General features: G+C 63.2%; 24 protein-coding genes and 1 pseudogene. 14 read left to right on the top strand and 11 right to left on the bottom strand.

The features are described from left to right. The 3 genes from ABV518_RS16850 to ABV518_RS16840 form a co-directional block, all read right to left on the bottom strand. Positions 1 to 548 (bottom strand): amino acid ABC transporter ATP-binding protein (locus ABV518_RS16850; protein ID WP_367768981.1); only part of this gene is annotated, 548 nt, incomplete at its 3' end. Continuing rightward, a complete protein-coding gene (locus tag ABV518_RS16845) occupies positions 545 to 1,441 on the bottom strand; it encodes an amino acid ABC transporter permease (protein ID WP_367768978.1) in 897 nt (298 codons plus the stop codon). The genes ABV518_RS16850 and ABV518_RS16845, both read right to left, overlap by 4 nt. A gap of 48 nt (positions 1,442 to 1,489) precedes the next feature. Next, positions 1,490 to 2,410, bottom strand: a complete 921-nt coding sequence (locus ABV518_RS16840; RefSeq protein WP_367768975.1) for an ABC transporter substrate-binding protein — start codon at positions 2,408 to 2,410, stop codon at positions 1,490 to 1,492. A gap of 357 nt (positions 2,411 to 2,767) precedes the next feature. Between ABV518_RS16840 and ABV518_RS16835 the strand changes: the two genes are divergently transcribed. From ABV518_RS16835 to ABV518_RS16785, 11 genes and pseudogenes are all read left to right on the top strand, one after another. Continuing rightward, positions 2,768 to 3,442, top strand: a complete 675-nt coding sequence (locus ABV518_RS16835) for a haloacid dehalogenase type II (protein WP_367768972.1) — start codon at positions 2,768 to 2,770, stop codon at positions 3,440 to 3,442. Between the two features lie 27 nt (positions 3,443 to 3,469). Beyond that, entirely contained in the window at positions 3,470 to 4,747 is a 1,278-nt protein-coding gene (locus ABV518_RS16830; RefSeq protein ID WP_367768968.1) for an NAD(P)/FAD-dependent oxidoreductase, read from the top strand. An 89-nt stretch (positions 4,748 to 4,836) separates the two neighbouring features. Continuing rightward, complete coding sequence (locus ABV518_RS16825; RefSeq protein ID WP_367768966.1) at positions 4,837 to 6,309, top strand: aldehyde dehydrogenase family protein; 1,473 nt, start codon at positions 4,837 to 4,839, stop codon at positions 6,307 to 6,309. Next, the gene (locus tag ABV518_RS16820; RefSeq protein ID WP_367768963.1) at positions 6,306 to 7,403 is read left to right on the top strand and encodes a tartrate dehydrogenase; all 1,098 of its coding nucleotides are present in this window, start codon (positions 6,306 to 6,308) and stop codon (positions 7,401 to 7,403) included. The genes ABV518_RS16825 and ABV518_RS16820 overlap by 4 nt, the downstream gene beginning before the upstream one ends. After that, positions 7,400 to 8,383 carry a D-2-hydroxyacid dehydrogenase gene (locus tag ABV518_RS16815; protein WP_367768960.1) on the top strand — a complete coding sequence of 328 codons (984 nt, stop codon included), beginning with the start codon at positions 7,400 to 7,402 and terminating at the stop codon, positions 8,381 to 8,383. Before ABV518_RS16820 ends, ABV518_RS16815 begins: the two co-directional genes overlap by 4 nt. A 32-nt stretch (positions 8,384 to 8,415) precedes the next feature. Beyond that, positions 8,416 to 9,936 (top strand): CoA-acylating methylmalonate-semialdehyde dehydrogenase, encoded by a 1,521-nt coding sequence (locus tag ABV518_RS16810; protein WP_367768957.1) that lies wholly within the window; start codon positions 8,416 to 8,418, stop codon positions 9,934 to 9,936. 38 nt (positions 9,937 to 9,974) lie between these two features. Further along, the gene (locus ABV518_RS16805) at positions 9,975 to 11,018 is read left to right on the top strand and encodes an NAD(P)-dependent alcohol dehydrogenase (RefSeq protein WP_367768955.1); all 1,044 of its coding nucleotides are present in this window, start codon (positions 9,975 to 9,977) and stop codon (positions 11,016 to 11,018) included. A 574-nt stretch (positions 11,019 to 11,592) separates the two neighbouring features. Further along, complete coding sequence (locus tag ABV518_RS16800) at positions 11,593 to 11,910, top strand: hypothetical protein (RefSeq protein ID WP_367768953.1); 318 nt, start codon at positions 11,593 to 11,595, stop codon at positions 11,908 to 11,910. Between the two features lie 57 nt (positions 11,911 to 11,967). Beyond that, positions 11,968 to 12,138, top strand: a pseudogene (locus ABV518_RS16795) (recombinase family protein); the annotation flags it as partial. 500 nt (positions 12,139 to 12,638) lie between these two features. Beyond that, positions 12,639 to 14,453 carry a sensor histidine kinase gene (locus ABV518_RS16790; protein ID WP_367768951.1) on the top strand — a complete coding sequence of 605 codons (1,815 nt, stop codon included), beginning with the start codon at positions 12,639 to 12,641 and terminating at the stop codon, positions 14,451 to 14,453. After that, a complete protein-coding gene (locus ABV518_RS16785; protein ID WP_367768948.1) occupies positions 14,450 to 15,121 on the top strand; it encodes a response regulator in 672 nt (223 codons plus the stop codon). The genes ABV518_RS16790 and ABV518_RS16785 overlap by 4 nt, the downstream gene beginning before the upstream one ends. Before the next feature lie 29 nt (positions 15,122 to 15,150). On the opposite strand, the gene ABV518_RS16780 is transcribed toward ABV518_RS16785, so the two are convergent. Continuing rightward, on the bottom strand, positions 15,151 to 15,666 hold the full coding sequence (locus ABV518_RS16780; protein WP_367768945.1) for a BTAD domain-containing putative transcriptional regulator: 516 nt from the start codon (positions 15,664 to 15,666) through the stop codon (positions 15,151 to 15,153). Between the two features lie 562 nt (positions 15,667 to 16,228). Between ABV518_RS16780 and ABV518_RS16775 the strand changes: the two genes are divergently transcribed. Then, the gene (locus tag ABV518_RS16775) at positions 16,229 to 17,329 is read left to right on the top strand and encodes an IS110 family transposase (RefSeq protein WP_367768942.1); all 1,101 of its coding nucleotides are present in this window, start codon (positions 16,229 to 16,231) and stop codon (positions 17,327 to 17,329) included. A gap of 303 nt (positions 17,330 to 17,632) precedes the next feature. Here the strand turns inward: ABV518_RS16775 and ABV518_RS16770 are convergent, their stop codons facing one another. The 3 genes from ABV518_RS16770 to ABV518_RS16760 form a co-directional block, all read right to left on the bottom strand. Continuing rightward, a complete protein-coding gene (locus ABV518_RS16770) occupies positions 17,633 to 18,526 on the bottom strand; it encodes a hypothetical protein (protein ID WP_367768940.1) in 894 nt (297 codons plus the stop codon). Positions 18,527 to 18,843: 317 nt separating this feature from the next. After that, a complete protein-coding gene (locus ABV518_RS16765; RefSeq protein WP_367768938.1) occupies positions 18,844 to 19,353 on the bottom strand; it encodes an isoprenylcysteine carboxylmethyltransferase family protein in 510 nt (169 codons plus the stop codon). A 127-nt stretch (positions 19,354 to 19,480) separates the two neighbouring features. Continuing rightward, positions 19,481 to 19,624 (bottom strand): hypothetical protein, encoded by a 144-nt coding sequence (locus ABV518_RS16760; protein WP_367768935.1) that lies wholly within the window; start codon positions 19,622 to 19,624, stop codon positions 19,481 to 19,483. A 53-nt stretch (positions 19,625 to 19,677) separates the two neighbouring features. On the opposite strand from ABV518_RS16760, the gene ABV518_RS16755 reads away from it, so the two are divergent. Beyond that, positions 19,678 to 20,199 carry a CGNR zinc finger domain-containing protein gene (locus tag ABV518_RS16755; protein ID WP_367768933.1) on the top strand — a complete coding sequence of 174 codons (522 nt, stop codon included), beginning with the start codon at positions 19,678 to 19,680 and terminating at the stop codon, positions 20,197 to 20,199. A gap of 30 nt (positions 20,200 to 20,229) precedes the next feature. On the opposite strand, the gene ABV518_RS16750 is transcribed toward ABV518_RS16755, so the two are convergent. Further along, the gene (locus ABV518_RS16750) at positions 20,230 to 20,445 is read right to left on the bottom strand and encodes a hypothetical protein (RefSeq protein WP_367768930.1); all 216 of its coding nucleotides are present in this window, start codon (positions 20,443 to 20,445) and stop codon (positions 20,230 to 20,232) included. Between the two features lie 309 nt (positions 20,446 to 20,754). Here ABV518_RS16750 and ABV518_RS16745 point away from each other — a divergent pair, with 309 nt between their 5' ends. Continuing rightward, positions 20,755 to 21,213, top strand: coding sequence for a rhodanese-like domain-containing protein (locus ABV518_RS16745; protein ID WP_367768927.1), 459 nt, complete (start codon positions 20,755 to 20,757; stop codon positions 21,211 to 21,213). On the opposite strand, the gene ABV518_RS16740 is transcribed toward ABV518_RS16745, so the two are convergent. From ABV518_RS16740 to ABV518_RS16730, 3 genes are read right to left on the bottom strand one after another with little or no spacing between them, the layout of a single operon-like run. Next, positions 21,210 to 21,614 (bottom strand): RidA family protein, encoded by a 405-nt coding sequence (locus ABV518_RS16740; RefSeq protein ID WP_367768924.1) that lies wholly within the window; start codon positions 21,612 to 21,614, stop codon positions 21,210 to 21,212. The two genes, ABV518_RS16745 and ABV518_RS16740, sit on opposite strands and share 4 nt — an antisense overlap. Next, positions 21,611 to 22,372, bottom strand: coding sequence for an IclR family transcriptional regulator (locus ABV518_RS16735; protein ID WP_367768921.1), 762 nt, complete (start codon positions 22,370 to 22,372; stop codon positions 21,611 to 21,613). The genes ABV518_RS16740 and ABV518_RS16735 overlap by 4 nt, the downstream gene beginning before the upstream one ends. Before the next feature lie 4 nt (positions 22,373 to 22,376). After that, a complete protein-coding gene (locus tag ABV518_RS16730) occupies positions 22,377 to 23,414 on the bottom strand; it encodes a sugar kinase (RefSeq protein ID WP_367768918.1) in 1,038 nt (345 codons plus the stop codon). Positions 23,415 to 23,582 lie beyond the last annotated feature (168 nt).

Genomic DNA, 23,582 nt, shown 5'->3' with positions numbered 1-23,582 from the left:
TCCAGGGCCGAGGTGGGTTCGTCGAAGAGCATGATCTCGGGGTCCATCGCCAGGGACCGGGCGATGGCGACGCGCTGTTGCTGTCCGCCGGAGAGCTGGGCGGGGTAGTAGTCCCCGAAGCCGCCAAGGCCGACGCTGGCGAGCAGTTCGTGGGCGCGCTTGGCTGACTCTTTCTTATCTGCACGTTTGACCAGGACGGGTCCGGACATGATGTTTTCGTGCGCGGTCATGTTGGGGAAGAGGTTGAAGGACTGGAAGACCATGCCGACCCTGGTGCGCTGCTCGGCGAGTTTCTTGGGCGGCAGGGCGTGGTAGGCGGTGTCGGTTTCGTAGTAGCCGAAGTCTTCGCCGTTGACTTTCAGGACGCCCGTGTCGACTGTTTCCAGGCCGTTGATGCAGCGCAGGATAGTGGATTTGCCGGAGCCGCTGGGGCCGATGATGCAGCAGATCTCTCCGCTGGCGATGTCCAGGTCGATGTCTTTGAGGACTGTTTTGGGTCCGAAGGACTTTCGGATTTTCCGGGCAAGAATGGTGCCGTCGTTGCTCATCGGAGGTTACCTTCCGGGTCGGTCAGCACAACTTTTTTCGCCTTCCGGGGAAGCCGGGAGGTTGTGCGGGAGTATTTCTGCTCGAGCTTGGACTGCGGGTAGCTCAGGACCAGGGTCATGACCAGGTACCAGAGGCTGGCGACGATCAGCAGCGGGATGGTCTCGTAGGTCCGGGCGTAGATGAGCTGGGCGCTCTGAAGCAGCTCGGCAACACCGAGCACACTCACGAGAGACGTTCCCTTGAACATGCCGATCACCTGGTTACCGGTCGCCGGGATGATCGAGGGCATCGCCTGGGGAATGATGACCTTGCGCATCCTCATGCCGGCGCTCATCCCGAGCGAGTCGGCCGCCTCGATCTGGCCCTTGCCCACCGAGGAGAACCCGCCGCGGATGATCTCGGCCATGTAGGCGGCTTCATTGAGTGTCAGGCCGATCAGCGCCGCGGTGATGGGTGCCATCAGGGCGTTCATGTCGATCGCGGTGCCGATGTCCGTGAACGGGATCCCGATCGTCAGGTTCGGGTAAAGCGCGGAGATGTTGAACCAGAAGATCAGCTGCACCAGGACCGGGGTGCCGCGGAACAGGGTGATGTAGATCCCCGCGGCGATGGAAACGGGCTTCACGTGCGAGGAGCGCATGATCGCCAGGCCCAGCCCCAGCAGCGTTCCCAGCGTCATGCTCGCTACCGTGAGGAAGATCGTGAGCATCAGGCCACGGAGAATGGATTCATGGGTGAAGTACTGGGCAACCACACCCCACTTGAAGTTGGGGTTGGTCAGGACGGAGGTGAGGATCCCGATGCCGGCGAGGATGCTGAAGACCCATCCCGCGTACTCGGAGCGGGTCCGAAGCCGAAGCCGTGGCTTGAGGGCTGCATCAATGCCACCCATCGTTGTTCTACTTCCTTTTTTAGTAGCTGTGACCATGGTGGCGCCCCGCTAGTTCAGCTTGGCGTCGGTGATGGCACCGGAGTCCAGGCCCCAGGTCTCCAGGGACTCCTTGTACTCCGGGGTCTCCAAGACGGACTGGAGCGCTTTCTGGAAGGCCGGGGTCAGCGGCGAGCCCTTCTTCAGGCCGACGGCGGTCAGGTCGCTGTTGCCGACGTTGACCCGGCCGAGCAGGGTGAAGGAACCCGGCTGCTGCTTTTCTGCCCACCCGAGAGCGGTCGTGTCGTAGAGGATGCCGTCGATCCGCTTGGAGTGCAGCTGGGTCAGGGCGTCCTGGACGTTGGGCAGCGTCACGGCGTTGATCGCCGGCTGTCCCTTGGAGGTGCAGGTCTGCTCGCTCAGCGCCGGGAGACGCTTGAGCTGGCCGGTGGAGCCCTGGGTGACGGCGATGTTCTTCCCGCACAGGGTCTCGACGGTGAGGTTCAGCGGGTTCCCCGCGGCCGCGGCCACGGAGGTGCCAGCCTGGAAGTAGTCAATCATGTCCAGGACCTTGAGCCGCTCTTCGGTCTTGGCCATGGTCGTGGCGGTGAAGTCGAACCGGCCACCGTCCAGGCCCGGGACGATCGTGTCGAACTTCGTGTCCACGAACTTCAGCTTCAGGTCAAGCTTCTTAGCAACGAGCCGGGCAATGTCCGGGTTCAGACCGATCGGAGTGGTGTTGTCCTCCGCGAGGAAGGTCGTGGGCGGGTAGTGCAGGTCCATCGCGACCGTGAGCTCGCCCTTGTCCTTGTAGGACTGCGGCAACAGTGCCACAGCAGCCGCGTCAGCCTGGACGCCCTCGGAGATGTCGGTGGTGTTGTTGGTCTTTGACTCCGATCCCGGAGCGCTGGTGGCCGCGCCGCCACAGGCACTGAGGGCGAACATAACTGCGAGCCCTGCGGCTGCGGTCTGAACCTTATTGATGGTCTTCATGGTGCTTCCCTTCGAATGGTTTCAGCTGTTGTTGATTTGCTGAGATGGGGGCAGTCTTGGTGTTGCATCCATGCGGTTGTGATCAGGATCTCGTTCCGCATCTAAAGCAATGCAACAGCTCAAATCGCTGATTGTCAACAATTGACGATAAATAAATCGAGTATTTTCCGGCCCCGCTCTTTTTGCGAAGGAATCTCACTAAGAACTGTTGACAATCTACAATCATCGGATCTAGAGTCGAGAGGAGCGGGAATGGAGCCTTTGGCGAACCCCAGGAACCCGCTGGCACAGACCACAGGAAGGCGGCAGGCCGCACATCCGGGCCTCCCGTTCAAGACGCAACAGAACGGACGAATCATGGCAGACACGAACTTCCGGCCGAAGTACATCTCTTTTGATATCTACGGCACTCTCATCAACTTCGACATTGACCCCACCACGCGCCGCCTGCTTGATGGCCGCATCTCTGAAGAGCAGTGGCCGACCTTCAAGAAGCAGTTCCGCGGCTACCGGTTCGACGAAGTCCTTGGCGACTACAAGCCCTACGAGCAGATCCTCCAGGATTCCTTTGACCGCGTGTGCAAGCGCTGGGGCATTGGGCCCACCGAAGGCGCCGGCGCAGAATTCGCCGAGGCTGTCCGCGGCTGGGTTGCGCACGAGGACGTGCCGGCTCCGCTGAAGCTCATGGGCGACAACTACCAGCTCGTGGCTCTGTCCAACGCGGACACCAGCTTCCTGGACATCAGCATTCCCAAGCTCGGCGCGGACTTCCACGCCGTCTTCACCGCTGAGCAGGCCCAGGCCTACAAGCCGCGCTACCAGGCCTTCGAGTACATGCTGGACACCCTGAACGCCAAGCCGGAGGACTTCCTGCACGTCTCCTCGCACACCCGCTACGACATGCACCCGATGCACGACATGGGCTTCCGGAACCTCTGGATGCTGGACCGTGGCTATGACCCCATTGGCCCGGGCTACGACCTCAACACCGCTAAGTCCCTGGACGAGATTAACAAGCACCTCGGTCTCTAAACCGATTTCGAGGCGAAAGGTCTAACCGTGAAACTCATTCCTTACTGGCTGGACACAGCCCAAGCATCCGGAGACTACCGGCAGACTCCGGTACCGGAAAATGTCGATGTGGCAATCATCGGCGCCGGATTTACGGGGCTGTCCGCGGCCCTGGAATTTGCCAAGCAAGGCGCCAGCGTTGCCGTTTTCGAAACCCATACCGTGGGGTGGGGCGCATCCGGCCGTAACGGGGGAATGGCGACTACCGGGTTGGCCATCAGCTTCAGCACTGCGGTCAAGCGCTACGGGGCCACCCGTGCCGTGGAGATGTTCCAGGAATACAACGACGCCATCGACACCATCGAGAAGCTCGTGCATGACAATGGCATCGACTGTGATTACAACCGGTTTGGAAAGCTCTCGCTGGCCTTCCATAAGTCCCACTATGAGGGCTTCCTGAAGTCGCAGGAGAAGCTGGCCAACCTGGCCGACCATCACGTCACTGTGATCCCGAAGTCCGAGATTCACAGCGAAATCGGCACGGACTTCTACCAGGGCGCGATGGTTGACCCGCTCGGGGCCGGTCTGCACGTTGGCAAGTTTGTCCATGGCCTGGCCGGGGCGGCGGTTGCAGCCGGAGCGGATATCTGCGAGAACGCGGCGGTGACCGAGCTGAACAAGGTCTCCGGCACGGTGCATGACGTGCACACCACCCGTGGCATCACCAGGGCCAAGCAGGTCCTGGTCGCCACCAGCGGCTACACCGGCAACATCACGCCATGGATGCAGCGCCGTGTGATTCCAGTGGGCAGCTTCATCATTGTCACTGACCCGCTGCCCGAAGACGTGGTCAACCGCATCCTGCCCAACCGGCGCCAGGCGTCCGACAGCAAGATGCTGACCTACTACTTCCGGATCACCCCGGACAACAGGCTGCTGTTCGGCGGCCGGGCCCGCTTTGCCCTCTCCAGCCCGGACTCGGACGTCAAGAGCGCCGAGATCCTGCGCAAGGCCATGCTGGAACTCTTCCCGTACCTCTCCAACGCCAAGGTGGACTACATCTGGGGCGGCCTCGTGGACCTTTCGATGGACCAGATGGTCCACGCCGGCGTCCACGACGGGCTCTACTACTCCCTCTGCTACAGCGGACACGGCGTGCAGATGGCCGCCCACATGGGCAAGCGGATGGCCCACTACATGGCCGGAGACAAGAGCGCCAATGTTTGGGAAGACCTGAAGAACCCGGCCGTCCCGGGGCACTTCGGTCCGCCCTGGTTCCTGCCCTTCATCGGCGCAGCCGCAAAAATCATCGACCGGGTCAAATAGGCAGGACAAGGGTTCATATGCTTTCATCAACGACCGCGGCTCAAGCGCGCCCAAAAACAGCTGCGGAAACGGGTTATGGCCGGGCAAACGTGGCCAACCTTCCTGGCGGTGCCTTCTTCGAAGGACAGTGGCAAACCACCGACAGGACCCTGGAAATACGGGATCCTGAAGATGGCATCCTGCTGGGCCGGGTCTGCACCTCCACACCACAGGACGTGCGGCGCGCGATCGCGCACATTCATCGCCACCTCCTGGTTGACGAATGGCCGCTCCGTTCACGCCGTGTGACGCTGGAGAATGCTGTCCATCTCCTGGGCGAACAGTCAGAGCGGTTCGCGAAGATCATTGCTGCGGAAAGCAGCAAGACGATCGTCGAGGCCGAGCGTGAGGTGCGGCGTTGCATGGAAACCCTGAGGCTTTCCGCCGCCGCTTCGTCCGAGCTCACGGGGGAGACGCTGGGCTTTGATGACAGCATGACGGGCGGAAACAAGATCGGCTGGTACAGCCGTAAGCCGGTGGGCATCGTTGCGGCCATCACGCCGTTCAATGATCCACTGAACCTCGTGGCACACAAGCTGGGCCCGGCCATCATTGGAGGCAACGGCGTCGTGCTCAAGCCTTCCGGCCGGACCCCGCTGTCCGGGCTGGCACTGGTCCAACTGTTGCTTGAAGCGGGTGTTCCGTCGGGACGTATTGCAGCGATCGTGGCCGGTCCGGGCGTTTCCGAAGCGCTGGTGACGGACCCGCAGGTGGATCTGATCTCCTTCACCGGCGGTCCCCAGACCGCCGACCGGATTGCCGCCGCCGCAGGCGCCAAGAAGATCATTTCGGAACTCGGCGGCAACAACGCCACCATTGTCTGCCCGGACGCTGACGCCGTGCAGGCAGCCAAGGCGATTGTGGCGGGAGCGTTCGGTGTTGCAGGCCAGAACTGCCTGTCCGTGCAGCGGGTCTACGTCCACACTTCGCTCTTTGACCAGGTACTCGAACACGTCACCGCCGGCACCAAGGCACTCAGGACGGGGTCGAAGCTCGACCGGAACACCGACGTCGGACCACTCATTTCGGAGGAAGAGGCGCAGCGGGTCGAGGAATGGGTGGAGGAGGCGAAGGCTGCAGGCGCCACCGTCCACGCCGGGGGCAGACGCAGGAACGCCTACTACGAACCCACGGTCCTGACCGATGTGCCCTCGGACTGCCGGGTGATCCGAGAGGAAGTGTTCGGGCCAGTTGTCAGCATCCTGCCGTTCATCGAAGCCCAGGATGCGATTTTTGCAGCCAACAGATCCGAATACGGTCTCCAGGCGGGTGTGTTCACACAATCCATCGACCTTGCGATGGCCATCGCCGACCGGCTGCACGTGGGCGCCGTTGTGATCAATGAGACAAGCGACGTCCGCATTGATTCCATGCCGTTCGGCGGATTCAAGAAGTCAGGCGTAGGGCGCGAAGGCGTCAAGTATGCCGTCCTGGAGATGACCGAACCGAAGAGCACCATCATCAACCTCGGAGAGCCCACCCGCCGGCAGCAACAGGGCTGGCTGTCAGAACGGACACCATGAGCAGGCACAGCATCGCAGTCATCGCAGGCGACGGCATCGGGAATGAAGTTGTTCCGGCTGCCATCGAATGCCTCCAGCGGATCGCAGGGATCCATGACCTGAACATGGAGTTCACGTACTTCGACTGGGGATCTGACTACTACGGCCGCCACGGACGGATGATGCCCGTTGACGGACTTGAGCAACTGGCCAAGCACGACGCCATCTTCCTGGGCGCCGTAGGCTCACCGGAAGTCCCCGACGCAGAATCACTGTGGGGGTTGCTGATCCCCATTCGCCGTGAATTCCAGCAGTACATCAACCTGCGTCCGGTCAAAACGCTCGACGGCGTCGCATCACCTCTTGCGGCCAAGCAGCCGATCGATCTGCTCATCGTCCGGGAAAACAACGAAGGGGAGTATTCGGAGGTCGGCGGCCGGATGTACCGGGGCCTGCCCCAGGAGAGTGCGGTGCAGGAAACGATCTTCACCAGGCTGGGCGTTTCGCGTGCGGCACATTACGCCGCCCGCCTGGCAGCGGCCCGCCGGGGACAGCTGACGTCCGCCACGAAGAGCAACGGCATTGTGCACACCATGCCCTTCTGGGACGAGATCGTCGAGGAGACGGTGCGTGAATATCCCGGCGTCACCCTGACCAGCGAACTGGTGGATGCCCTGGCCGCGCACCTCGTCCTGAAGCCTTGGACTTTTGACGTCATTGTGGCGTCCAACCTGTTCGGTGACATCCTCTCTGACTTGGGCAGCTCCGTGACGGGCTCCATCGGCCTGGCTCCCAGTGCCAACCTGAACCCTGAGGGCAACTTCCCGTCCCTCTTCGAGCCGGTCCACGGTTCGGCCCCGGACATCGCCGGCAAGGGCCTGGCAAACCCGGTAGGCCAGATCTGGTCCGGTGCCATGATGCTGGAGCACCTCGGGCATCCGGAAGCGGCGGTCCACCTCCAGGCCGCATTTGAGGCTGCGCTGCGGGACGGCTTCGGTACCCGGGATGTTGGGGGCACGTCGTCGACGTCGGAGTTCACTGCCGCAGTCCTGACGGCCATTGACGCCCTGTCCGCCAACTACACGCTCAGCCCCGGCGGAGTGGCGGCGTCATGATTGACGCTGCAGGACGCAGGCGGCCGATCGTCGCAGCGCTTTACCGCGAGGCGCTGCCGCCCCGGCTTTCCGAGATCGAGGAGCTGGCTGAAGTCAGGCTGACCAAGGCCGATGGTCTGGCGAAGGCGATGGTCGGCGCCGACGTGCTCTATCAGTGGCACTCCTTCTCGCCCGCGCTCAAGGAGAACTGGGGCGCTGCCTCTTCACTGAAGTGGATCCACGTCTCGGCGGCCGGCGTGAGCCAGTTGCTTTTTGGCGAGCTGATCCGCAGTGACGTTATCTACACGAACTCACGTGGAGTCCTCAGCACCGCCATAGCTGAATTTGCGCTCGGCTTTGTGCTGGACATGGCCAAGGACACGCAGGGCTCATTTAGGCTGCAGCAGCAACAACGCTGGCAGCACCGCGTTACCCGCAAGATCCAGGGTCAAAGCGCGCTGGTGGTGGGCACCGGGTCCATTGGACGTGAAATCGCCCGGCTCCTCCGCGCTGTGGGTATGGAGGTCAGCGGGGCTGGCCGAACCAGCCGCGCTGGTGGTGAGGATTTCGATTGGATCTACTCCTCCGGGGACCTGGCAAGCTTCATCCACGAATACGACTACGTTGTGCTTGCCGCACCTCTGACTGCCGACACCCGGGGCTTGGTAAACGCCACGGTCCTTGGAGCGATGAGCCCCTCTGCACACCTGATCAACGTCGGGCGTGGGGAACTCGTTGACACTGACGCCCTGACCGCAGCATTGGTTTCGGGGGCCCTGGCCGGCGCTGCCCTTGATGTTGTACACCCCGAGCCTCTGCCCGGGGGGCACGCCCTCTGGAGCATGGACAACGTGATCATCACACCGCATATGAGCGGTGACACCGAGGAGTACCTGGATGACCTCGGCAAACTTTTCGTGGACAACCTCAAGCGCTACTGCAACAGCCAGGCGCTGCAGAACGTGGTGGACAAAAACCTCGGGTTCGTCCCGTCTCCCTGATTCCCCACTGATACGCCGAAGGAACAAGCTCTATGACCACGTCGACGCCGACGACCACTCTGACCACCATCAACCATTTCATTAACGGCGCCGAAACCGCCGGCGCTGGCGACCGCACCACCCCCGTCTACAACCCGGCCACCGGTGCCGTGTCCGCCCAGCTGCGGCTGGCCAACCGGGCCGACCTGGACGCCACTGTCGCCGCTGCCCGTGCCGCCGCCGATTCCTGGGGTGATATTTCCCTGGCCAAGCGCACCAACGTGCTGTTCAAGTTCCGCGAACTCGTCGCCGCGCACGTGGACGAGCTCGCTGAACTGATCACCGCCGAGCACGGCAAGGTCCTCTCCGACGCGAAGGGCGAGATCGGCCGCGGCCTGGAGGTCATCGAGTTCGCCTGCGGCATCCCGACCCTGCTCAAGGGCGACTACTCGGACCAGGTCTCCACCGGCATCGACGTCTTCTCCTTCCGTGAGCCGCTCGGCGTCGTCGCGGGCATCACCCCGTTCAACTTCCCCGTCATGGTGCCGTTGTGGATGGCCCCGATGGCGATCGCCACCGGCAACGCGTTCATCCTCAAGCCCTCCGAACGTGACCCGTCCGCGTCGATGCTGCTCGCGAAGCTGTTCAAGCAGGCCGGCCTGCCCGACGGGGTGTTCCAGGTCCTGCACGGTGACAAGGAAACCGTCGAGGGTCTCCTGACCCACCCGGACGTGGACGGCATTAGTTTTGTTGGGTCCACCCCGATCGCCCAGTACGTCCACGAAACCGCCACCAGGCACGGCAAGCGCGTCCAGGCCCTGGGCGGGGCGAAAAACCACGCCATCATCATGCCGGACGCGGACCTGGACAACGCCGCCGACCACCTCGCCGCCGCCGCGTTCGGCTCCGCCGGGGAGCGCTGCATGGCGATCTCCGTCGCCGTCGCCGTCGGGGACGCCGCGGACCTGATCGTCAAAAAGGTCGAAGAGCGCGCCCTGGCCGTGAAGGTCAACAACGGCACCGCACCCGGCGCCGAAATGGGCCCGGTCATCACCCCGGCGTCCAAGGAACGCATCGTGAAGATCGTCACCGAGGCCGAAACCGCAGGAGCTGCCATGGTCGTGGACGGCCGCGACCTCGTCGTCCCCGGCCACGAGGACGGCTTCTGGGTCGGCCCCACGGTCATCGACCACGTGAAGACCGGAATGACCGCCTACACGGAGGAAATCTTCGGACCCGTGCTCGTCGTCGTCCGCGTTGAGGACCTCGACGCCGGCATCGCCCTGATCAACGCCAACCCGTACGGCAACGGCACCGCGATCTTCACCTCCTCCGGCGCGAACGCCCGGAAGTTCCAGCGCTCCGTGAGCGTGGGCATGATCGGCATCAACGTCCCCCTGCCGGTCCCGGTGGCCTACCACTCCTTCGGCGGCTGGAAGGCTTCCCTGTTCGGTGACAAGCACATCTACGGCCCCGAAGGCGTCTCCTTCTACACCCGCGGCAAAGTCGTCACCTCACGCTGGCCCGAACCCACCCACGCCTCCGGCGCAAGCTACAACTTCCCTTCCAACTAGCTGTATTCCCACTCAGCCCACCACTGAAAGACCCCGGTATGCCCACGATCGCCAAGGCCTACGTAGCTTCTTCTCCAACATCGGAACTAGAGCCTGGAACGGTGGAGAGGCGGAACCCCGGTGAATTTGATGTGCAAATTTCCATCAAATACACCGGGATCTGCCATTCCGATATCCATGCTTCCCGCGGCGACTGGGCAGGGACTACGTACCCCCTGGTTGTCGGCCATGAGATCGCCGGAGTGGTGGACGCCATCGGTCCCAAGGTCACTCGCCATTCAGTAGGGGACCGTGTTGGGGTGGGCTGCTTTGTTGACTCCTGCAGGGAATGCGCCAACTGCCGTGAAGGCGAGCAGCAGTACTGTTTGCAGGGGGCAACAAGCACCTATAACTCTTACGGACGTGATGGTCTTCCCACGGCTGGTGGTTACAGCACCCATATCGTCGTGGATGAAAACTACGTCCTGAGCATTCCAGACGGCATTTGCCTCGAAGCCGCGGCCCCGTTACTGTGCGCTGGGATCACCATGTACTCGCCACTGCGTAACTGGCGTGCAGGGCCGGGGAAGCGTGTTGCCATCCTCGGTATGGGTGGACTTGGCCATATGGGCGTAAAGATTGCTGCCGCGATGGGAGCCGAGGTTACGGTCCTCAGCCAGTCACTAAAGAAGCGGGAGGACGCCCTGCGGCTCGGCGCCCAGCGCTACTACGCGACATCCGAACCTGCCACCTTCGAACATCTGAAAGGTCAGTTGGATCTGATCATCAACACCGTCTCTGCGGACATCGATGTGGATGCGTACCTCGGGTTGCTTGCCCTGGGCGGCACCATGGTTTTGGTAGGTCTCCCCTCCAAGCCGTTGAGTCAACGCGCCTGGTCCCTCATTGGAATGCGACGCAGCCTGACTGGCTCCAAGATGGGTAACATCCGACAAACCCAGGAAATGCTGGAGTTCTGCGCAGCCAACGGCCTGGGAGCAGAGGTGGAAGTCATCCGAGCCAATCAGATCAACGAAGCCCACAAACGGGTGCTGACGAGCGAAGTTCGGTTCCGCTTCGTCATTGACGCCGCAACGTTCTGATCAAGTGTCAGTGGGCCTGAACTGCCCGCTCCGTTCTGCATTTGCTGCCGCCGCAGCTGGGTCCCTTGCGGGCCAGACAGAGTGGGCTCAACGCGCAACTCTCCGGCCAAAGAGGCGTTGACACTGTCAACACCCTTTCCACGGGCGCATGGTCGACTGCACCGCACTGCACTGCACTGCTTCGGCAATGGTGGCTGGCGTGGACAGATACTTCGGGCTCGTCAATAGGGGCAGCTTCTGTGACCGTGCGCTTCAAATGACCGCCGGTCGCGCACCGCCTGTTCGGTTGGACGCCCGGCGGACTCCGCTTGCCGCCTCCAAGTTGTCGGATCGAGGTGGCGAACGGCGATACCTACGTTCTCATGTTTGAAGGCCGCGTTGAAGCTGCCACGGCGGACCGACTAGCTCTCACCGCCTGAGCCGGGCAGAGCGATCCCGCCGCCGTGGGAGGTTGATACGGGCAGGTATCCCTGGGGAAATGTCAGCAAATGATCATGTCGAGGACACCCTGGGGCAACCTTGCAGCGAAACAATCCTTATAGGGGGAGCGCTTCACCAGGGATAAAGGACTGTCATGGGAATTGTTGATCGCGGTGTTATTGGATCATGTTATGAACTGGGATCGGGTGATGCCGTCGAGGCGTTCCACGAGAACAGGTTGGTATATCGTGGGCCGGTCACGGAGGTAGTCCCGGACCATGGGCGGTTCTGGATTTTGGACACCCTGACTGGTGGCAGGCGTCTTGTCGACATGTCCGAACTCGAAATCGTCCGCATTCCCTCGCCCGTCGTCGAGCCGTGGCTTAGGCTCTTCCTCCGCAAGAGCCATCGACCGGCGGGTGTCCACTACAGACCATCAGGCAACTGGCGCGAGGTGTCTGCACTGCCGTAGCTGAACTCCATCCCCTGGATAAGGGCTGGCCTTTGATGTCGTGCAACGCGGGAGTGCCTCTTTCCCGTGACCCTGCTGCGGGACCGCGGCAATATCCGTTACCGTTCCGACGGCATGGACCCGGCGACCTCAACGGGACGGCTGGTGTTGAACGCGCTGGCCACCCTCGCCGAGTATGAGCACGAACTAATCGTTGAGCGAGTCAACGCCGACATGCCCATTGCGAGGTCAAAGGTGCCATTCGTCCTGGCCGCCGTCGCTGAAATTAGCGGGGTCTCAACCAGCCTGCGTGCGTTATTCCACGCCTATTCTTTAGAGTGCTGGCAAGTCCTACCATGTAGTCATCTCAACCTGGAGGCAGGGAATTACCGGGCGCCGCCTACGACGCGTCGCGGTGCCTCCCGAGACCGACGCGGTTCCCGTCGTCGGGAAGACCTACGCCCTGAAATTCAAGCCCTTCTTGGGCAAGGCCGACGGCACCTTCACGTCACTAGCGACCTCAAGCGGGCAATGGACACAGGATCGTCCTGAGAGTGCGCACCTCGAGACCATGGTTTGGGTTCACCGATGCTCCAGTAACGCTCCAGTAACGCCCTTAGTGCAAGCATGAGTCCCCGTCTGCTGAACATTTTCTCCAGCGGCTGGGCAAACGAATGCTTGGGGTTGGGCATGGACAATAACGCCAGTCGCGCTTGGCCACCTGTATGACTTTTAGACAGTTCTGCAGCGTGTTGGCCACAACGGCTGCCGTTGTGGCGTTGGTGCTGGTCAATGTCGACTGGTCTCCGGCAGCCGTCACTGACCCCGCCCGCACCTTGTTTCTGAACGCGCAGGGGGTCTTGCGCTGGAGCCAGAATCCCAACCGGACCCCGTTTTCGGTTCCGGAACTGCTGCTGTTCCTCGCCGTCGGACTGGCCTTCGTAGCAGCAGGCGTCACTGCATGGCATACCAGGCCCAACCGGAATCCGGGTCTGCTGCTAGTGGTGTCGGGATGGATGTGGCTCGCTGCCGGTCTTCGCCTATCCAGCAATCCGCTGGCCTTCACCTTTGGGGTGACATTGACCCTGATGTACCAGCCGCCGTTGCTGCAGCTGGCACTGTCCTTTCCCGGAGGCGTTCTGCGCAGCGCGTGGGAGAGACGGTTCGTGACGTTCTTCTTTGCCTCCTGGCTGTTCATTGCCATTGCAGGGTGGGCCTTCTTCGACCCGCGCGAACAGATTCAAGGGCACGTCTCAAGCTCGCAGAACCTGTTCCTGGTGTGGAACAGTCCGGAGATCACCAATAGCATCGGCAACACGGCCAGGGTATTCCAAATCTGCGTGGGGCTTGCCGTTGTGGCTGTCCTGGTAGCACGGTGGCGTTCCGGGACACCGGCTTATCGAGCCTCATTCCTGCCACTGTGGCTGGCTGTCATCCTGAAGACCGCTGCAACCATCTGGGTGTCCCTGGCGGTAGTGCAGCTATCCGGGACCCTCTCGCCGGCAGCGCTGTTGTGGCAGTATCCCGCGACGGCGGTGGTGCCTTTTGCGGTGTTGTTCGGCCTTTGGCGCTACCGCTTTGCCCGGGGCGCCCTCGGCGAGGTCATGGTCGAAATCGGCGCGGCACCGGTCAGCGACAGGCTGATCCGCGTCCTGCGCCGCTCCGTTCACGACCCCACGCTGCAGCTGTGGCGTTGGTCCGCCGAAGCCGAACAATTCTTGGACGACGACGGGCGCCCGCAGGTCCTGCCCATTGGCACCTCAGGCAGGGCTGCGATTGTCCTCGAACGCAGTGGCAGGCCCTTCGGCGCGCTGGTCTTTGACGAGACGCTCAAAGATCAACCGGAACTCCTCGCCGCCCTCAGCAGCGCAACCGCGCTCACCCTCGAAAACCAGCATATGGAGGAGCAGCTGCGCAAACAGCTGATCGAGGTCAGGCGCTCGCGGAAACGCATTGTCACGGCCGGGGACGACCGCAGGCGCCAGCTGGAGAGGGACCTGCACGACGGCGCCCAGCAGCGGCTGGTGGCCGTCGCCATGGCGCTGGCTAGGGCACGGCGGGTGCAGGACCAGAAAGACATGCGCATCCTCGTGGAGCAGGCGTGCCAGGACCTTAATGAGGCGCTGACCGAGCTCCGCGAGCTGGCACATGGCGTGTACCCGCCGTCATTGCGCGAACGTGGCCTCCTCGCAGCCGTGACTGCAGTTGCTGAACGCGCGGCCTTGCCCATCCAAGTCAAGGCCGACCTTTCCCAGCGGCCACCACCCACGGTGGAGCTGGCCGCCTATTTCATCTGCGCCGAAGCGGTCACCAACGCCCTCAAGCATGCGGCGGCCACCTCCGTGGCCATTTCCCTGACCAGCACTACAAAGGATCTCTTCTTGACCATTTCCGACGACGGGCGCGGCGGGGCCGGGTTTGGACCTGACGGTGGCCTTCTCGGCTTGACAGACCGTGCGGAAGCTTTGGGCGGGGTCCTGACTGTTACCAGCCCGCCCGGGCGGGGAACCACGATTACCGCAGTCCTGCCCTTCGTCAATGACGCCGAGCGGTCCCTGCCGTGACGCTGCGTGTGGTGATCGCCGACGATTCGGCCCTGCTGCGGCGGGGCCTGGCGGTGCTGCTGGCCTCCGAAGGCCTCGATGTCGTCGGGGAAGCCTCGGAAGCTCAGGGCCTGCTTGATCTGGTGGTAACCCACCGACCTGACGTGGCGGTGGTCGACATCCGGATGCCGCCGTCCTACACCCTTGAGGGCATCCGGGCGGCGGAACAGATCCGCCGGGACCACCCGGAAACCGGTGTCTTGCTGCTTTCCCAGTACGTCGAAACTGACAATGCCATGGCCCTTTTGAGCAACGGCGCCCGCAGTCTGGGGTACCTCCTGAAAGAGCGCGTGTCGGACGTGGACGAGTTCCTGGACGCACTGCAGCGGGTTGCCGTCGGAGGAACCGCCATCGACCCGGACCTGGTCAGTCGCATGGTCTCCCGGCCACGGGCCACGGACCGCTACAGCCAGGAACTCTCCAGCCGGGAAAAGGACGTACTGGCGTTGATGGCCGAGGGTCGCACCAACACGGGAATAGCCTCGGCGCTGTTCATGGGCGAGCGTACCGTGGAGGCACATGTCCGCAGCATCTTCCTCAAGTTCGGACTACACCCTGAACCAGAGGACCACCGGAGGGTGCTCGCGGTCCTGACTTACCTGCGCGCCGGACACGATCCCTGGCACTGAGGGCGGATCGGCGCAGCTGGACGCCATCATCAGGATCCAACGAGGGCCGAAACGCGCGCCTGCAGCTCCGAGCGCATCAACTGGCCTAACTGGAAACCGGGCTCCAGGCCGAACGTGTCCCGGCAGAGACTGCGGAAATGGCGATATGAACGTTGGGCCCCGTTGATGTTACCGGCGGCGAGTTCAGCCCGAACCAAGAGAATCGCCGAGCGCTCGCGCAGGGGTTCGAGGTTGGCTGCGGCCAGCGCCGCTGTTTCGGCCGTGTCTGCGTCGCCCTCGGCGAGGGCCCGCTCTGCTGCTGCGTCCAAGGCCATGACCCGCAGGTGCCGGAAACGCTCCTGTTCGCCGATGACCCAGTCCTCGTACCATCCCGGCAGCAGTTCTCCGGTCCGCAAGTCCTCGATCGAAACGTGCTCGGCGTATGCGTGCGTGAGCGAGTGCTGCAGGCCGTGGAAGTCAACGGCCACTGTTGGGTCCAAGGCCAGCTGGCCTTGGGCGTCCCGCAGCAGGCCCGGAAGTTCGTGGGCCACGTGCCACAGTGCCACCCGTAGGCTGGCAGCGGCCTGTTGGTCGTTGCTGTCTGGCCAGAGCAGCCCCGCGATGGCCGTTCGCGGTCGTGGCCCAACAAGGGCCAGCGCGGTGATCAGTCGGCGTTGCCGGCTCGCAACCCGCACCGGTTGGCCGAGGTGCCGTAACTGCCAGCAGCCCAAAAGATTCAAAGTCCACGTATTGTCTGTCATTGCCGGATCCTTTGTAACTTCGGTGGTGAAAGTGTCCTTTCAGTCTGCTGGCGACCCTGGAACCGCGCTTCCGTGCTATCACTTAATGGCTAACGCACGGGCCTCCATGCCCAGGGCGGCCCTTCATTCCCGTCCCGCCTATGACAGCGGACAGGAACGGCGGAGGAACTTGTTGTTCCTCCGCCGTTCCTGTGGGCAGGGTGGTGGCTGCCGCACACCTAGACGATATGACTGTGGTGGGCTGGCCCTGAGATAGGACTGGAACCTCGGGTTCAAAGAGTTTCGTGGGTTGCCGGTCCGTCTTTCCGCACGAAGGTGCGGGGTGTGGACTGGTAGAGCCACATTTGAACGTCTGGAGGTTCCAGCCATGAATAAGCGTACTTACGTCGGTTTGGATGTCCATGCCCGCAGTGTGAAGGGCTGCGCGATCGACCGCGAGACAGGCGAGATCCTGCGCCAGAGCCTGGCGGCCAGCGATGCCGGGGTAGCCGAGTGGGTGTCAGGATTGCCAGGCCCGGTCCTGGTTGTCTATGAGGCAGGCCCGACGGGATTCGGGTTGGCCAGGCTCCTGGCTGCCGCCGGTATCGAGTGCTTGGTCGCCGCACCGTCCAAGCTGCAAAGGCCCTCCGGAGACCGGGTCAAGACTGATGCCCGCGATGCCGAGCATCTGGCTCGGTTGGCCCTGCTCGGGCAGATATCTCCGGTACGGGTTCCGGGCCGCGCGGATGAGGCTGCCCGTGATCTGGTCCGTGCCCGCGAGGACGTCCGCGCGGATCTCATGCGGGCCAGGCACCGCGTCTCAAAGCTCCTGCTGCGCCACGGCCTGGTCTACTCCGGCGGCCATGCCTGGACCGACGCCCACCACACCTGGCTGCACCGGCAACACTTTGACGACCCTGCACTGCAGGCCGCCTACGAAGCCGGGCTCGAGACAGCGGAGTTGACGCTGGACCGCAGAAACCGGCTGGACGCGAAGATAACCTCTCTGGCGGCAACTGACCGGTATGCCCCGGTGGTCCACTCCCTGATGTGTCTGCGCGGAATCTCGGTGCTGACCGCGTTCGGCCTGGCGGTGGAAATCGGCGACTGGACCCGCTTCACGGGCAGCACCATCGGTGCATACCTGGGCCTGGTCCCCTCGGAGCACTCCTCGGGCGCCTCCCGGTCCCAGGGGGCCATCACCAAGACGGGAACACCCACGCCCGCCGTCTGCTGGTCGAGGCCGCCTGGCACCACCGCCGCCCCTACACCAATGCCAGCCGTGACATGCGCTCCCGCTGGGACGCAGCCGACGAAGCGTCCCGGGTCCGCGGCCACCAAGGCAACCACCGACTCCACCACAAGTGGGAGCAGTTCGAGCCCGGCACAAACGCCGGGTCATCGTCAACGTCGCCGTCGCCCGCGAACTGGCCGGCTGGTGCTGGTCCCTCGCCGCCCCGGTACAACAGGAACAGCCATGGACGAATGAATAGACGTGCGCCGTTCCCGGCCCGACCCGGACCGCTCGGCAGCGTGGAGGAGACCCGCGACTGAACTATGGACAACCGGCAAACGCCGGTGACGCCCGACATTCCTAGACCAGCGGCACCCCTCCAGCCGAACACCTCGTCCTGCGGTAACCAACCCGCGCATATCAGTCTGACAGCGCCCCCCGTCGATCACGACGCGCCAGCCAACCGGACCAAGCAGGGAACGGACACAAAAGAGTGGTCCAAGACAAACCAGCCTTGGACCACTCACCCTTGCCCTCTTGACAAGGAACACCTACATATCAGTTCACGTACACCCAGGGAACACCGAGGTAGTTCGCGGAACCGTCGCTGAAGTTCAGCTGGGCGGTGGAGCCGCCGCCCCGGGCGTAGACGTACAGGGAGGCAGTAACGCGCAAGTAAGCCTGGTCGGCTCCCAATAGGTCCGAATAGTAAATGTTCCGCCATCCATCGAACCGATCGTTGACGTTGATGTTGTCATCGCGGACGTCAAGGACGTTGGCGGTGCCGGTAGCTTTGTAGTTGTATTGGTAGCCGACGGCTGAGAGGTCGATTCGTGCATGGGCTTCCTTCGAGTCCCAGAACCCGTCGTCGGCCCGGACGATGTAGAAACCGTTAAAGGGAACCGACACCGAATGGGAGTAGTTGCGATTCTCCGGCGCCCTGTAGGTGAACCACCAGTCCATGTAGACAGTGAAGGATCCCGCGCCGGTACCGAACAGTCCCGATCCTGAACCGTTGGCATATACCGAGGCATCTATGGTGCCGGGGTTGTAGCCCTGCCAGTACACGGTCCCATTCGAACCGTGCAGCGTCCCGTAGTAGGGGGTAAGCCAGCCGACGGCAGCCGCACTGGCGTTCAATGCGGCACCAACGCCCGGGTGCAACGTGGTCTGTTCAATCGAGGAAGACGCGGCGGACAGTTCCTTGCTCAGTGAGGTGGTCAGTTGGAGGGTCTGCTCGGCTTGTTCCTCGTGCGAACGCTCTTGGGCTTTGAAGGCCTCTCCCAATTCACCTGGCAAGGTGTCCTGCAGTTGGGACAGCCGGGTTTGTCCCCTGCTTTCAAGTTCCCGCAGCCGGCTGGCCTGGCTGGTCTGCAAACGGATGACCTCTTCGCGCCGGTCGGCCACGAGCTGTTCGAGGACTTTGTCGATTTCAGTCTTGATCTTTTTCATGGTGTTTCTTCTCCCATATCTGATGTGGTGAGGTACGGCTTGTGATAGCCGGTGGGCCTGAGTGGAGGCGGTGACTCCACAATATGAACCGCCGGGTTATCGGACTGTTACCTGCTCAGCGGGAGCTTTGAGGTTTTCTGGAGTGCGTGCCGCACGTTGCCGGCGGCGGGAACGGCCGTTGCATGACGCTCCAGCGCAGTGAAGGGCGAACTAGCCGACGTCCCAGCCGAGGAGCCTCCGGCCGCGGTGGCAGAGACAAGCTGCCCCTGCCTCCCACCCGCGTCTGATGCCCATCCTGTTCAGCCCGGCTGTTGCCGTCACGGCCGCCACGGCGTGCGTCGGGGCCACCAGCCCGGGACGTTGCGCCGGTAGTTAAGGTACTGCTCGGCGTACGTGCTGGTGAGGGTTGGTTCCTCGTAGCCTTTTACGAACGCGAGGACCGCGGTGAACGTAACAGCGGCGTAGAGCACGAGCAACCAGCTGCCGAACAGCAGTGCCTGGCTGAGGATGATGGTGAGCACGGCGAGGTACATCGGGTTGCGCACGTATCGGTAGGCCCCCGTTACGACGAGAGTCTGGGTAGGAGCGACCGGAGCAGGCGTGCCGTGGTGCATGGCGAACAGGGCGAAAGTGTGAAGGAGGAATGCCACCCCGGTAGCGATGCCGGCCCAGCCGATCGGCACGACGACCCAGGCCGAGCCGCCCCAGCTGTGCCAGCGCCAGCCTGAGATGAGCCACGGGATGAGGCCTGCGACGACGCCGGGCGCGAGGAAGAGGAAGACGATCGTCCCGATCCACGCGCGTACATGCGGGGCTGCCTGAGCCATGTGCGTCACGCTAGCCGTATTCCTCCAACCGCGCGAGACGCCTGGTCCGTGGACCGGGCGACAAGGCCAGACCAGTTCTGGCCAGTGGTTGCCGGAAGCCCAGACAGGACGGCAACGGATGACGCTTTCATCGTTCCACGACGGCGGCGAGGAGGTTCTCGCTGCCGTCCTCGAGCAAGATGGTGTGGACGCCGCAGGGGCAGCGGGAGTATGTGACGGTTCCGGTTGATGTGGTGTGCCGGGAGAGGGTTTGCCAGTTATGTTCATGCATAAAACCAGCATCCGGTAATGGGTTGATGTCATTCAACCATTACAGTTTTGGGTATGGGATACAGCCATGAAAACCAGGTCGGAGCCCAACTGGCCGCTGCCCTGGTAAACGCCCAGGCAGGAGACGACCTGGAGGCTGTCCTGCGGGAGTTCAGCATTCGGGAACCACGGCTGGATGCTGCCGCGGAGCAGGGCCTGTACGGCTGGGCAGTCGAACTGGCGTCGGCATTCGCCGCCCAAACCGTTGATGAGCGATGCCGCTCCATCAACGCGCTCCTCGATCGCTCCGCGGGGAGGATTTCGTTGACGACACATGACGATTCCCGTCCCCACCTGCATCTCTTCCCCGAGGGTGACGACATCCTGTCCCGGGTTAAGGCAGTCACGGCCGGCGGCCTCGCACTGTTCATCGCCTGGATCGGCACCTGCGCCCGGCCGGCCTGCGTCAGGGCGTTCATCGACAACTCCAAGGCCGGCAGGCAGCGCTACTGCAGCGCCCGCTGCGGAAACACGGACGCAGTCGCCCGGCACCGGCAAGCCGCCGGCATGCCCTCACGAAACAGGGTCAAAGCGTGAAATTTGCCGCAGATTGTGCAGGAGACCGGGCTATTCGCGGCGTTCGCGGGTCTGGCCGAAAGGGACGTCGCGGCTGACGGCCACCGTATAGCTGGTGTAGCCGTGCTGGGTGACGAGGATCCCGTGGCGGCGTTCCTGCATGGCGTGTTCGCGGGCCATGTCCACGGCGGTGTTGAGGTCGTTTTCAACCGTGTGGGGGTCATAGGCGGTGATTTCCAGGACGAGGTCAGACTGGCGCTTGATCATCGAAGTCTCTTTCTCGGGGAGAGTAATTGCCTGAGGGCTGGGCAGGCGCGCCTCCTGGCCGGGAAAAATCCCAGGGAGGCTGAAGGCTGTGGTTCGAGAGGGGTGCCCTGCATGCTTTGATGGGGCGGTGGCCGGAGAATGCCGGCGGTCCGGATCGGCGGAAGAATTCCTGCGGATCTGTAGTCAGTCTGAAGGATCAGCGGCACCGTGCGCAAGACGAATCACGGAAAATCTTTCCGCCGACTATCGTGAACAGCTGGATAAGGGATCACGACGCCGAACCGGCGGTCGCCGCAAGACAGGACAGGGATGAACACAGACCATACGGACGCAGCCGCCCACTTCCAGTCCAAGTTGCAGTTCGAGATAGACGTGATGGACGTGGCCGACTGCCTTCCGTCAGGCGGATTCATGCTGGTGGACACCCGGCGGCTGGCCTCCTGGGAGCACGGCCATATCCCTGGAGCCGTACATATTCCCACCGCGGACATCCCGTCCCGAGCCCCGGAGCTCATCCCGGCAGGCACCCCGGTGGTGGTTTACTCCTGGGGACCGGGCTGCAATGGCAGCACTTTCGCAGCGCTGGCGCTGGCCACCCTGGGCTACCCGGTCCGGGAAATGATCGGCGGCATCGAGTATTGGGGCGCGGAACGGCCTTCCGGTCCGGACGACGGACGGCGACAGCGCCAGGGAAGCCGACTGGCTGGTTACTGCCCATCAGCCGTCGTTCCCGGCGCCGCCGCCGCCGTTATGAGTGCAGCAGGCTAGCCGGTAACCGCCAGCGCGTCGATCTCGACGAGCATGACCTCGTGGGGGAGATCCACAAAAACGGTGGTGCGGCTCGGAAGCGCGCCGCTGGGGACGTTCTCCTTGATGAACTCGCCGTAGACCTCGTTCATGGCGGCGAAGTCGTCGCGGGTGGTGAGGTACACGCGGAACATCAGGACGTCCTCCACGGAGGATCCGCCGGCCTCGAGGATGGCTTTCACGTTTTCCAGCGTGCGGCGGGTCTGGACGCGGACGTCGCCTTCGCCGATGTACTGGTTGGTGGCAGGGTCCATGGGGCCCTGGCCGGAAACCTGGAAGAATCCGCCCTTCTGGATGCCCTGGGAGAAAACGTGCGCCGGGGCGGGGGCGTTTTCGGTCAGTACTACTGTCTTTTCGCTCATGCTGAGTTCCTTTCGTGGCTGATCCAGCCGAGGTCGTTGGAGATGGCCTCGGTGCTGGCTTTGAGGTCGGGCAGCAGCTCAAGCAATCCTTCATAGCTGAGCATCACTACCGGTACCGAACAGGAGGCTGCGGCAACAACGGCGCCGCTGGCGTCGCGGATGGGGGCCGCGATGCAGTGCACAAACGCTTCGTGCTCGGCGTTGTCGTGGGCCCAGCCCTGGATCCTGACCTGCTCCAGTTCGGCCAGCAGGGCCTCCGGTGAGGTCAGGGTGTTTTCGGTAACTTTGATGTAGTCCAGCCCCGCCGCGATCTTTTCCTGCCGGCTGCGCGGCATGTCGGCGAGGAGGACCTTGGACACGGCGGCCGAATGCAACGATGCAGTCAGGCCGATGCGCGAGTACATGCGGACGGGGTGGTGCGACTCGAACTTGTCGATGTACACCACCTCGTTGACTTCGAAGGCCGCGAGGTGCACGGTGTGCCCGGTGCGGCCGTTCAGTTCGGCCAGGTGCGGGTGGGCCACCTTGCGGATGTCCCGCTGTTCCAGCGCGAGGGAGGACAGCTCGAACAGCTTGGAGCCGAGCATAAACCGCTGGCCTTCGTCGCGCACTACAAAGCGCTTCTCCTCCATGGCGTGCAGGAGCCGCATCACGGTGGTTTTGTGCACGGAGGCCCTGGATGAAAGCTCGTCCAGCGTGGCCGGCTTCGCGGCGAGTTCGGCGAGCAGGTCGATGGCCCGCATGAGGCTCTGGCTCAAGGTGTCACGCTCCGGTTCTGGTGTTGAAATGTCCGCCTACAACATGGATAGCAGCCCAGCCGTCATCGGAAGAATCGAGGATGGCGGCCAGTTGCTCAGCGGGAGGCAGCGGACCCCGGTCGCCATGGACGGACAGGGTGCAGGCGGCTGCAACATGCCCCCTGCGGAGGCTCGCCTTCTGGCCCAGGCCGAACAGCATGCCGCTGAGGTAACCGGCGGCGAAGGAGTCGCCGGCGCCTACGGGCTCGACGACGTCGACGGACAGTGCGGGAACTTCCTCCCGGGTGCCAGCCGTGTCAGCCGCGCCGCCGGCACTGCCGCCGCGCGCCAGTGCGATCGCGCTGATCGCCTCGTTCTTGATGACCAGCACCTCCGGGTCCGGCATCATCCGGCGGAGTTCGGCCTCGTCCGTGGTGCCGAAGGCGTGTTCGGCCTCGTCTTTTCCAACAAGCACCACGTCGGCAAGGTTCGCAAGGCGCTGCAGGACCGTACGGTCCCGGCCGGCCCACAGGGCGGCCCGCCAGTTGACGTCGAAGCTGATGATACGGCCGTTCCGTGGTGCGGTCAGGATGGCCTCAAGCAGCCCGAGGCATTCCGGGGAGAGTGCCGCGGTGATGCCGCTCAGGTGGATGAGTGCCGCGTCTTCCAGCAGGGATGCCACAGCGGGATTGGCCAGCGTGCCGCGCCCCATGGCCGAGGCCGCAGATCCTTGCCGGTAGTACAAAACTGAACTGCCGCCGTCGGGGTCTGTTTCCTGCGCCGGGACCTTCACGTAAACGCCCGTGGGCAGGGACCCGTCCACCTCGACGCCGGAGACACCCACGCCGTGGTCCCTGAGCTCGTTGACGATCCGCGTTCCGAATCCGTCGCGGCCTACCCGGCCCACCCAATGCGTGTCCAGGCCCATGGCTGCCAGGCCCATGGCGACGTTGGACTCGGCGCCCCCGATCCCGCAATGGAGCTCGGTAGCCAGATGCAGGGGGACGGCCTGGGCAGGGGTAAGCATGGCCATCGTCTCGCCAACACATACAGCTGAAAGCATGTATCTCCCACACTCACTTTTGCGCTTTTCAGCGGCACTCGGACGCCGCGATACAAAGCGTTCCGCGGCGGATGGGACGGCTCTGCGGTCCTGCCGCGGCCTTGACTGACCATCCGCCACCATGTTAGACATATCACCAGCAGGTTTGCAACCAGCGTTGCAAAATAC

This window comes from Arthrobacter sp. HS15c, from assembly GCF_040812005.1.
Classification (GTDB): domain Bacteria; phylum Actinomycetota; class Actinomycetes; order Actinomycetales; family Micrococcaceae; genus Arthrobacter.
This window is presented reverse-complemented; position numbering and strand designations above follow the sequence as displayed.

What these genes read in the sequence shown, in the direction of transcription:
- ABV518_RS16845 (WP_367768978.1), bottom strand. Translation starts at nt 1,441, where the DNA reads ATGGGTGGCATTGATGCAGCCCTCAAGCCACGGCTTCGGCTTCGGACC.
- ABV518_RS16840 (WP_367768975.1), bottom strand. Translation starts at nt 2,410, where the DNA reads ATGAAGACCATCAATAAGGTTCAGACCGCAGCCGCAGGGCTCGCAGTT.
- ABV518_RS16835 (WP_367768972.1), top strand. Translation starts at nt 2,768, where the DNA reads ATGGCAGACACGAACTTCCGGCCGAAGTACATCTCTTTTGATATCTAC.
- ABV518_RS16820 (WP_367768963.1), top strand. Translation starts at nt 6,306, where the DNA reads ATGAGCAGGCACAGCATCGCAGTCATCGCAGGCGACGGCATCGGGAAT.
- ABV518_RS16815 (WP_367768960.1), top strand. Translation starts at nt 7,400, where the DNA reads ATGATTGACGCTGCAGGACGCAGGCGGCCGATCGTCGCAGCGCTTTAC.
- ABV518_RS16810 (WP_367768957.1), top strand. Translation starts at nt 8,416, where the DNA reads ATGACCACGTCGACGCCGACGACCACTCTGACCACCATCAACCATTTC.
- ABV518_RS16805 (WP_367768955.1), top strand. Translation starts at nt 9,975, where the DNA reads ATGCCCACGATCGCCAAGGCCTACGTAGCTTCTTCTCCAACATCGGAA.
- ABV518_RS16800 (WP_367768953.1), top strand. Translation starts at nt 11,593, where the DNA reads ATGGGAATTGTTGATCGCGGTGTTATTGGATCATGTTATGAACTGGGA.
- ABV518_RS16775 (WP_367768942.1), top strand. Translation starts at nt 16,229, where the DNA reads ATGAATAAGCGTACTTACGTCGGTTTGGATGTCCATGCCCGCAGTGTG.
- ABV518_RS16770 (WP_367768940.1), bottom strand. Translation starts at nt 18,526, where the DNA reads ATGAAAAAGATCAAGACTGAAATCGACAAAGTCCTCGAACAGCTCGTG.
- ABV518_RS16765 (WP_367768938.1), bottom strand. Translation starts at nt 19,353, where the DNA reads ATGGCTCAGGCAGCCCCGCATGTACGCGCGTGGATCGGGACGATCGTC.
- ABV518_RS16760 (WP_367768935.1), bottom strand. Translation starts at nt 19,624, where the DNA reads ATGCATGAACATAACTGGCAAACCCTCTCCCGGCACACCACATCAACC.
- ABV518_RS16755 (WP_367768933.1), top strand. Translation starts at nt 19,678, where the DNA reads ATGGGATACAGCCATGAAAACCAGGTCGGAGCCCAACTGGCCGCTGCC.
- ABV518_RS16750 (WP_367768930.1), bottom strand. Translation starts at nt 20,445, where the DNA reads ATGATCAAGCGCCAGTCTGACCTCGTCCTGGAAATCACCGCCTATGAC.
- ABV518_RS16745 (WP_367768927.1), top strand. Translation starts at nt 20,755, where the DNA reads ATGAACACAGACCATACGGACGCAGCCGCCCACTTCCAGTCCAAGTTG.
- ABV518_RS16740 (WP_367768924.1), bottom strand. Translation starts at nt 21,614, where the DNA reads ATGAGCGAAAAGACAGTAGTACTGACCGAAAACGCCCCCGCCCCGGCG.
- ABV518_RS16730 (WP_367768918.1), bottom strand. Translation starts at nt 23,414, where the DNA reads ATGCTTTCAGCTGTATGTGTTGGCGAGACGATGGCCATGCTTACCCCT.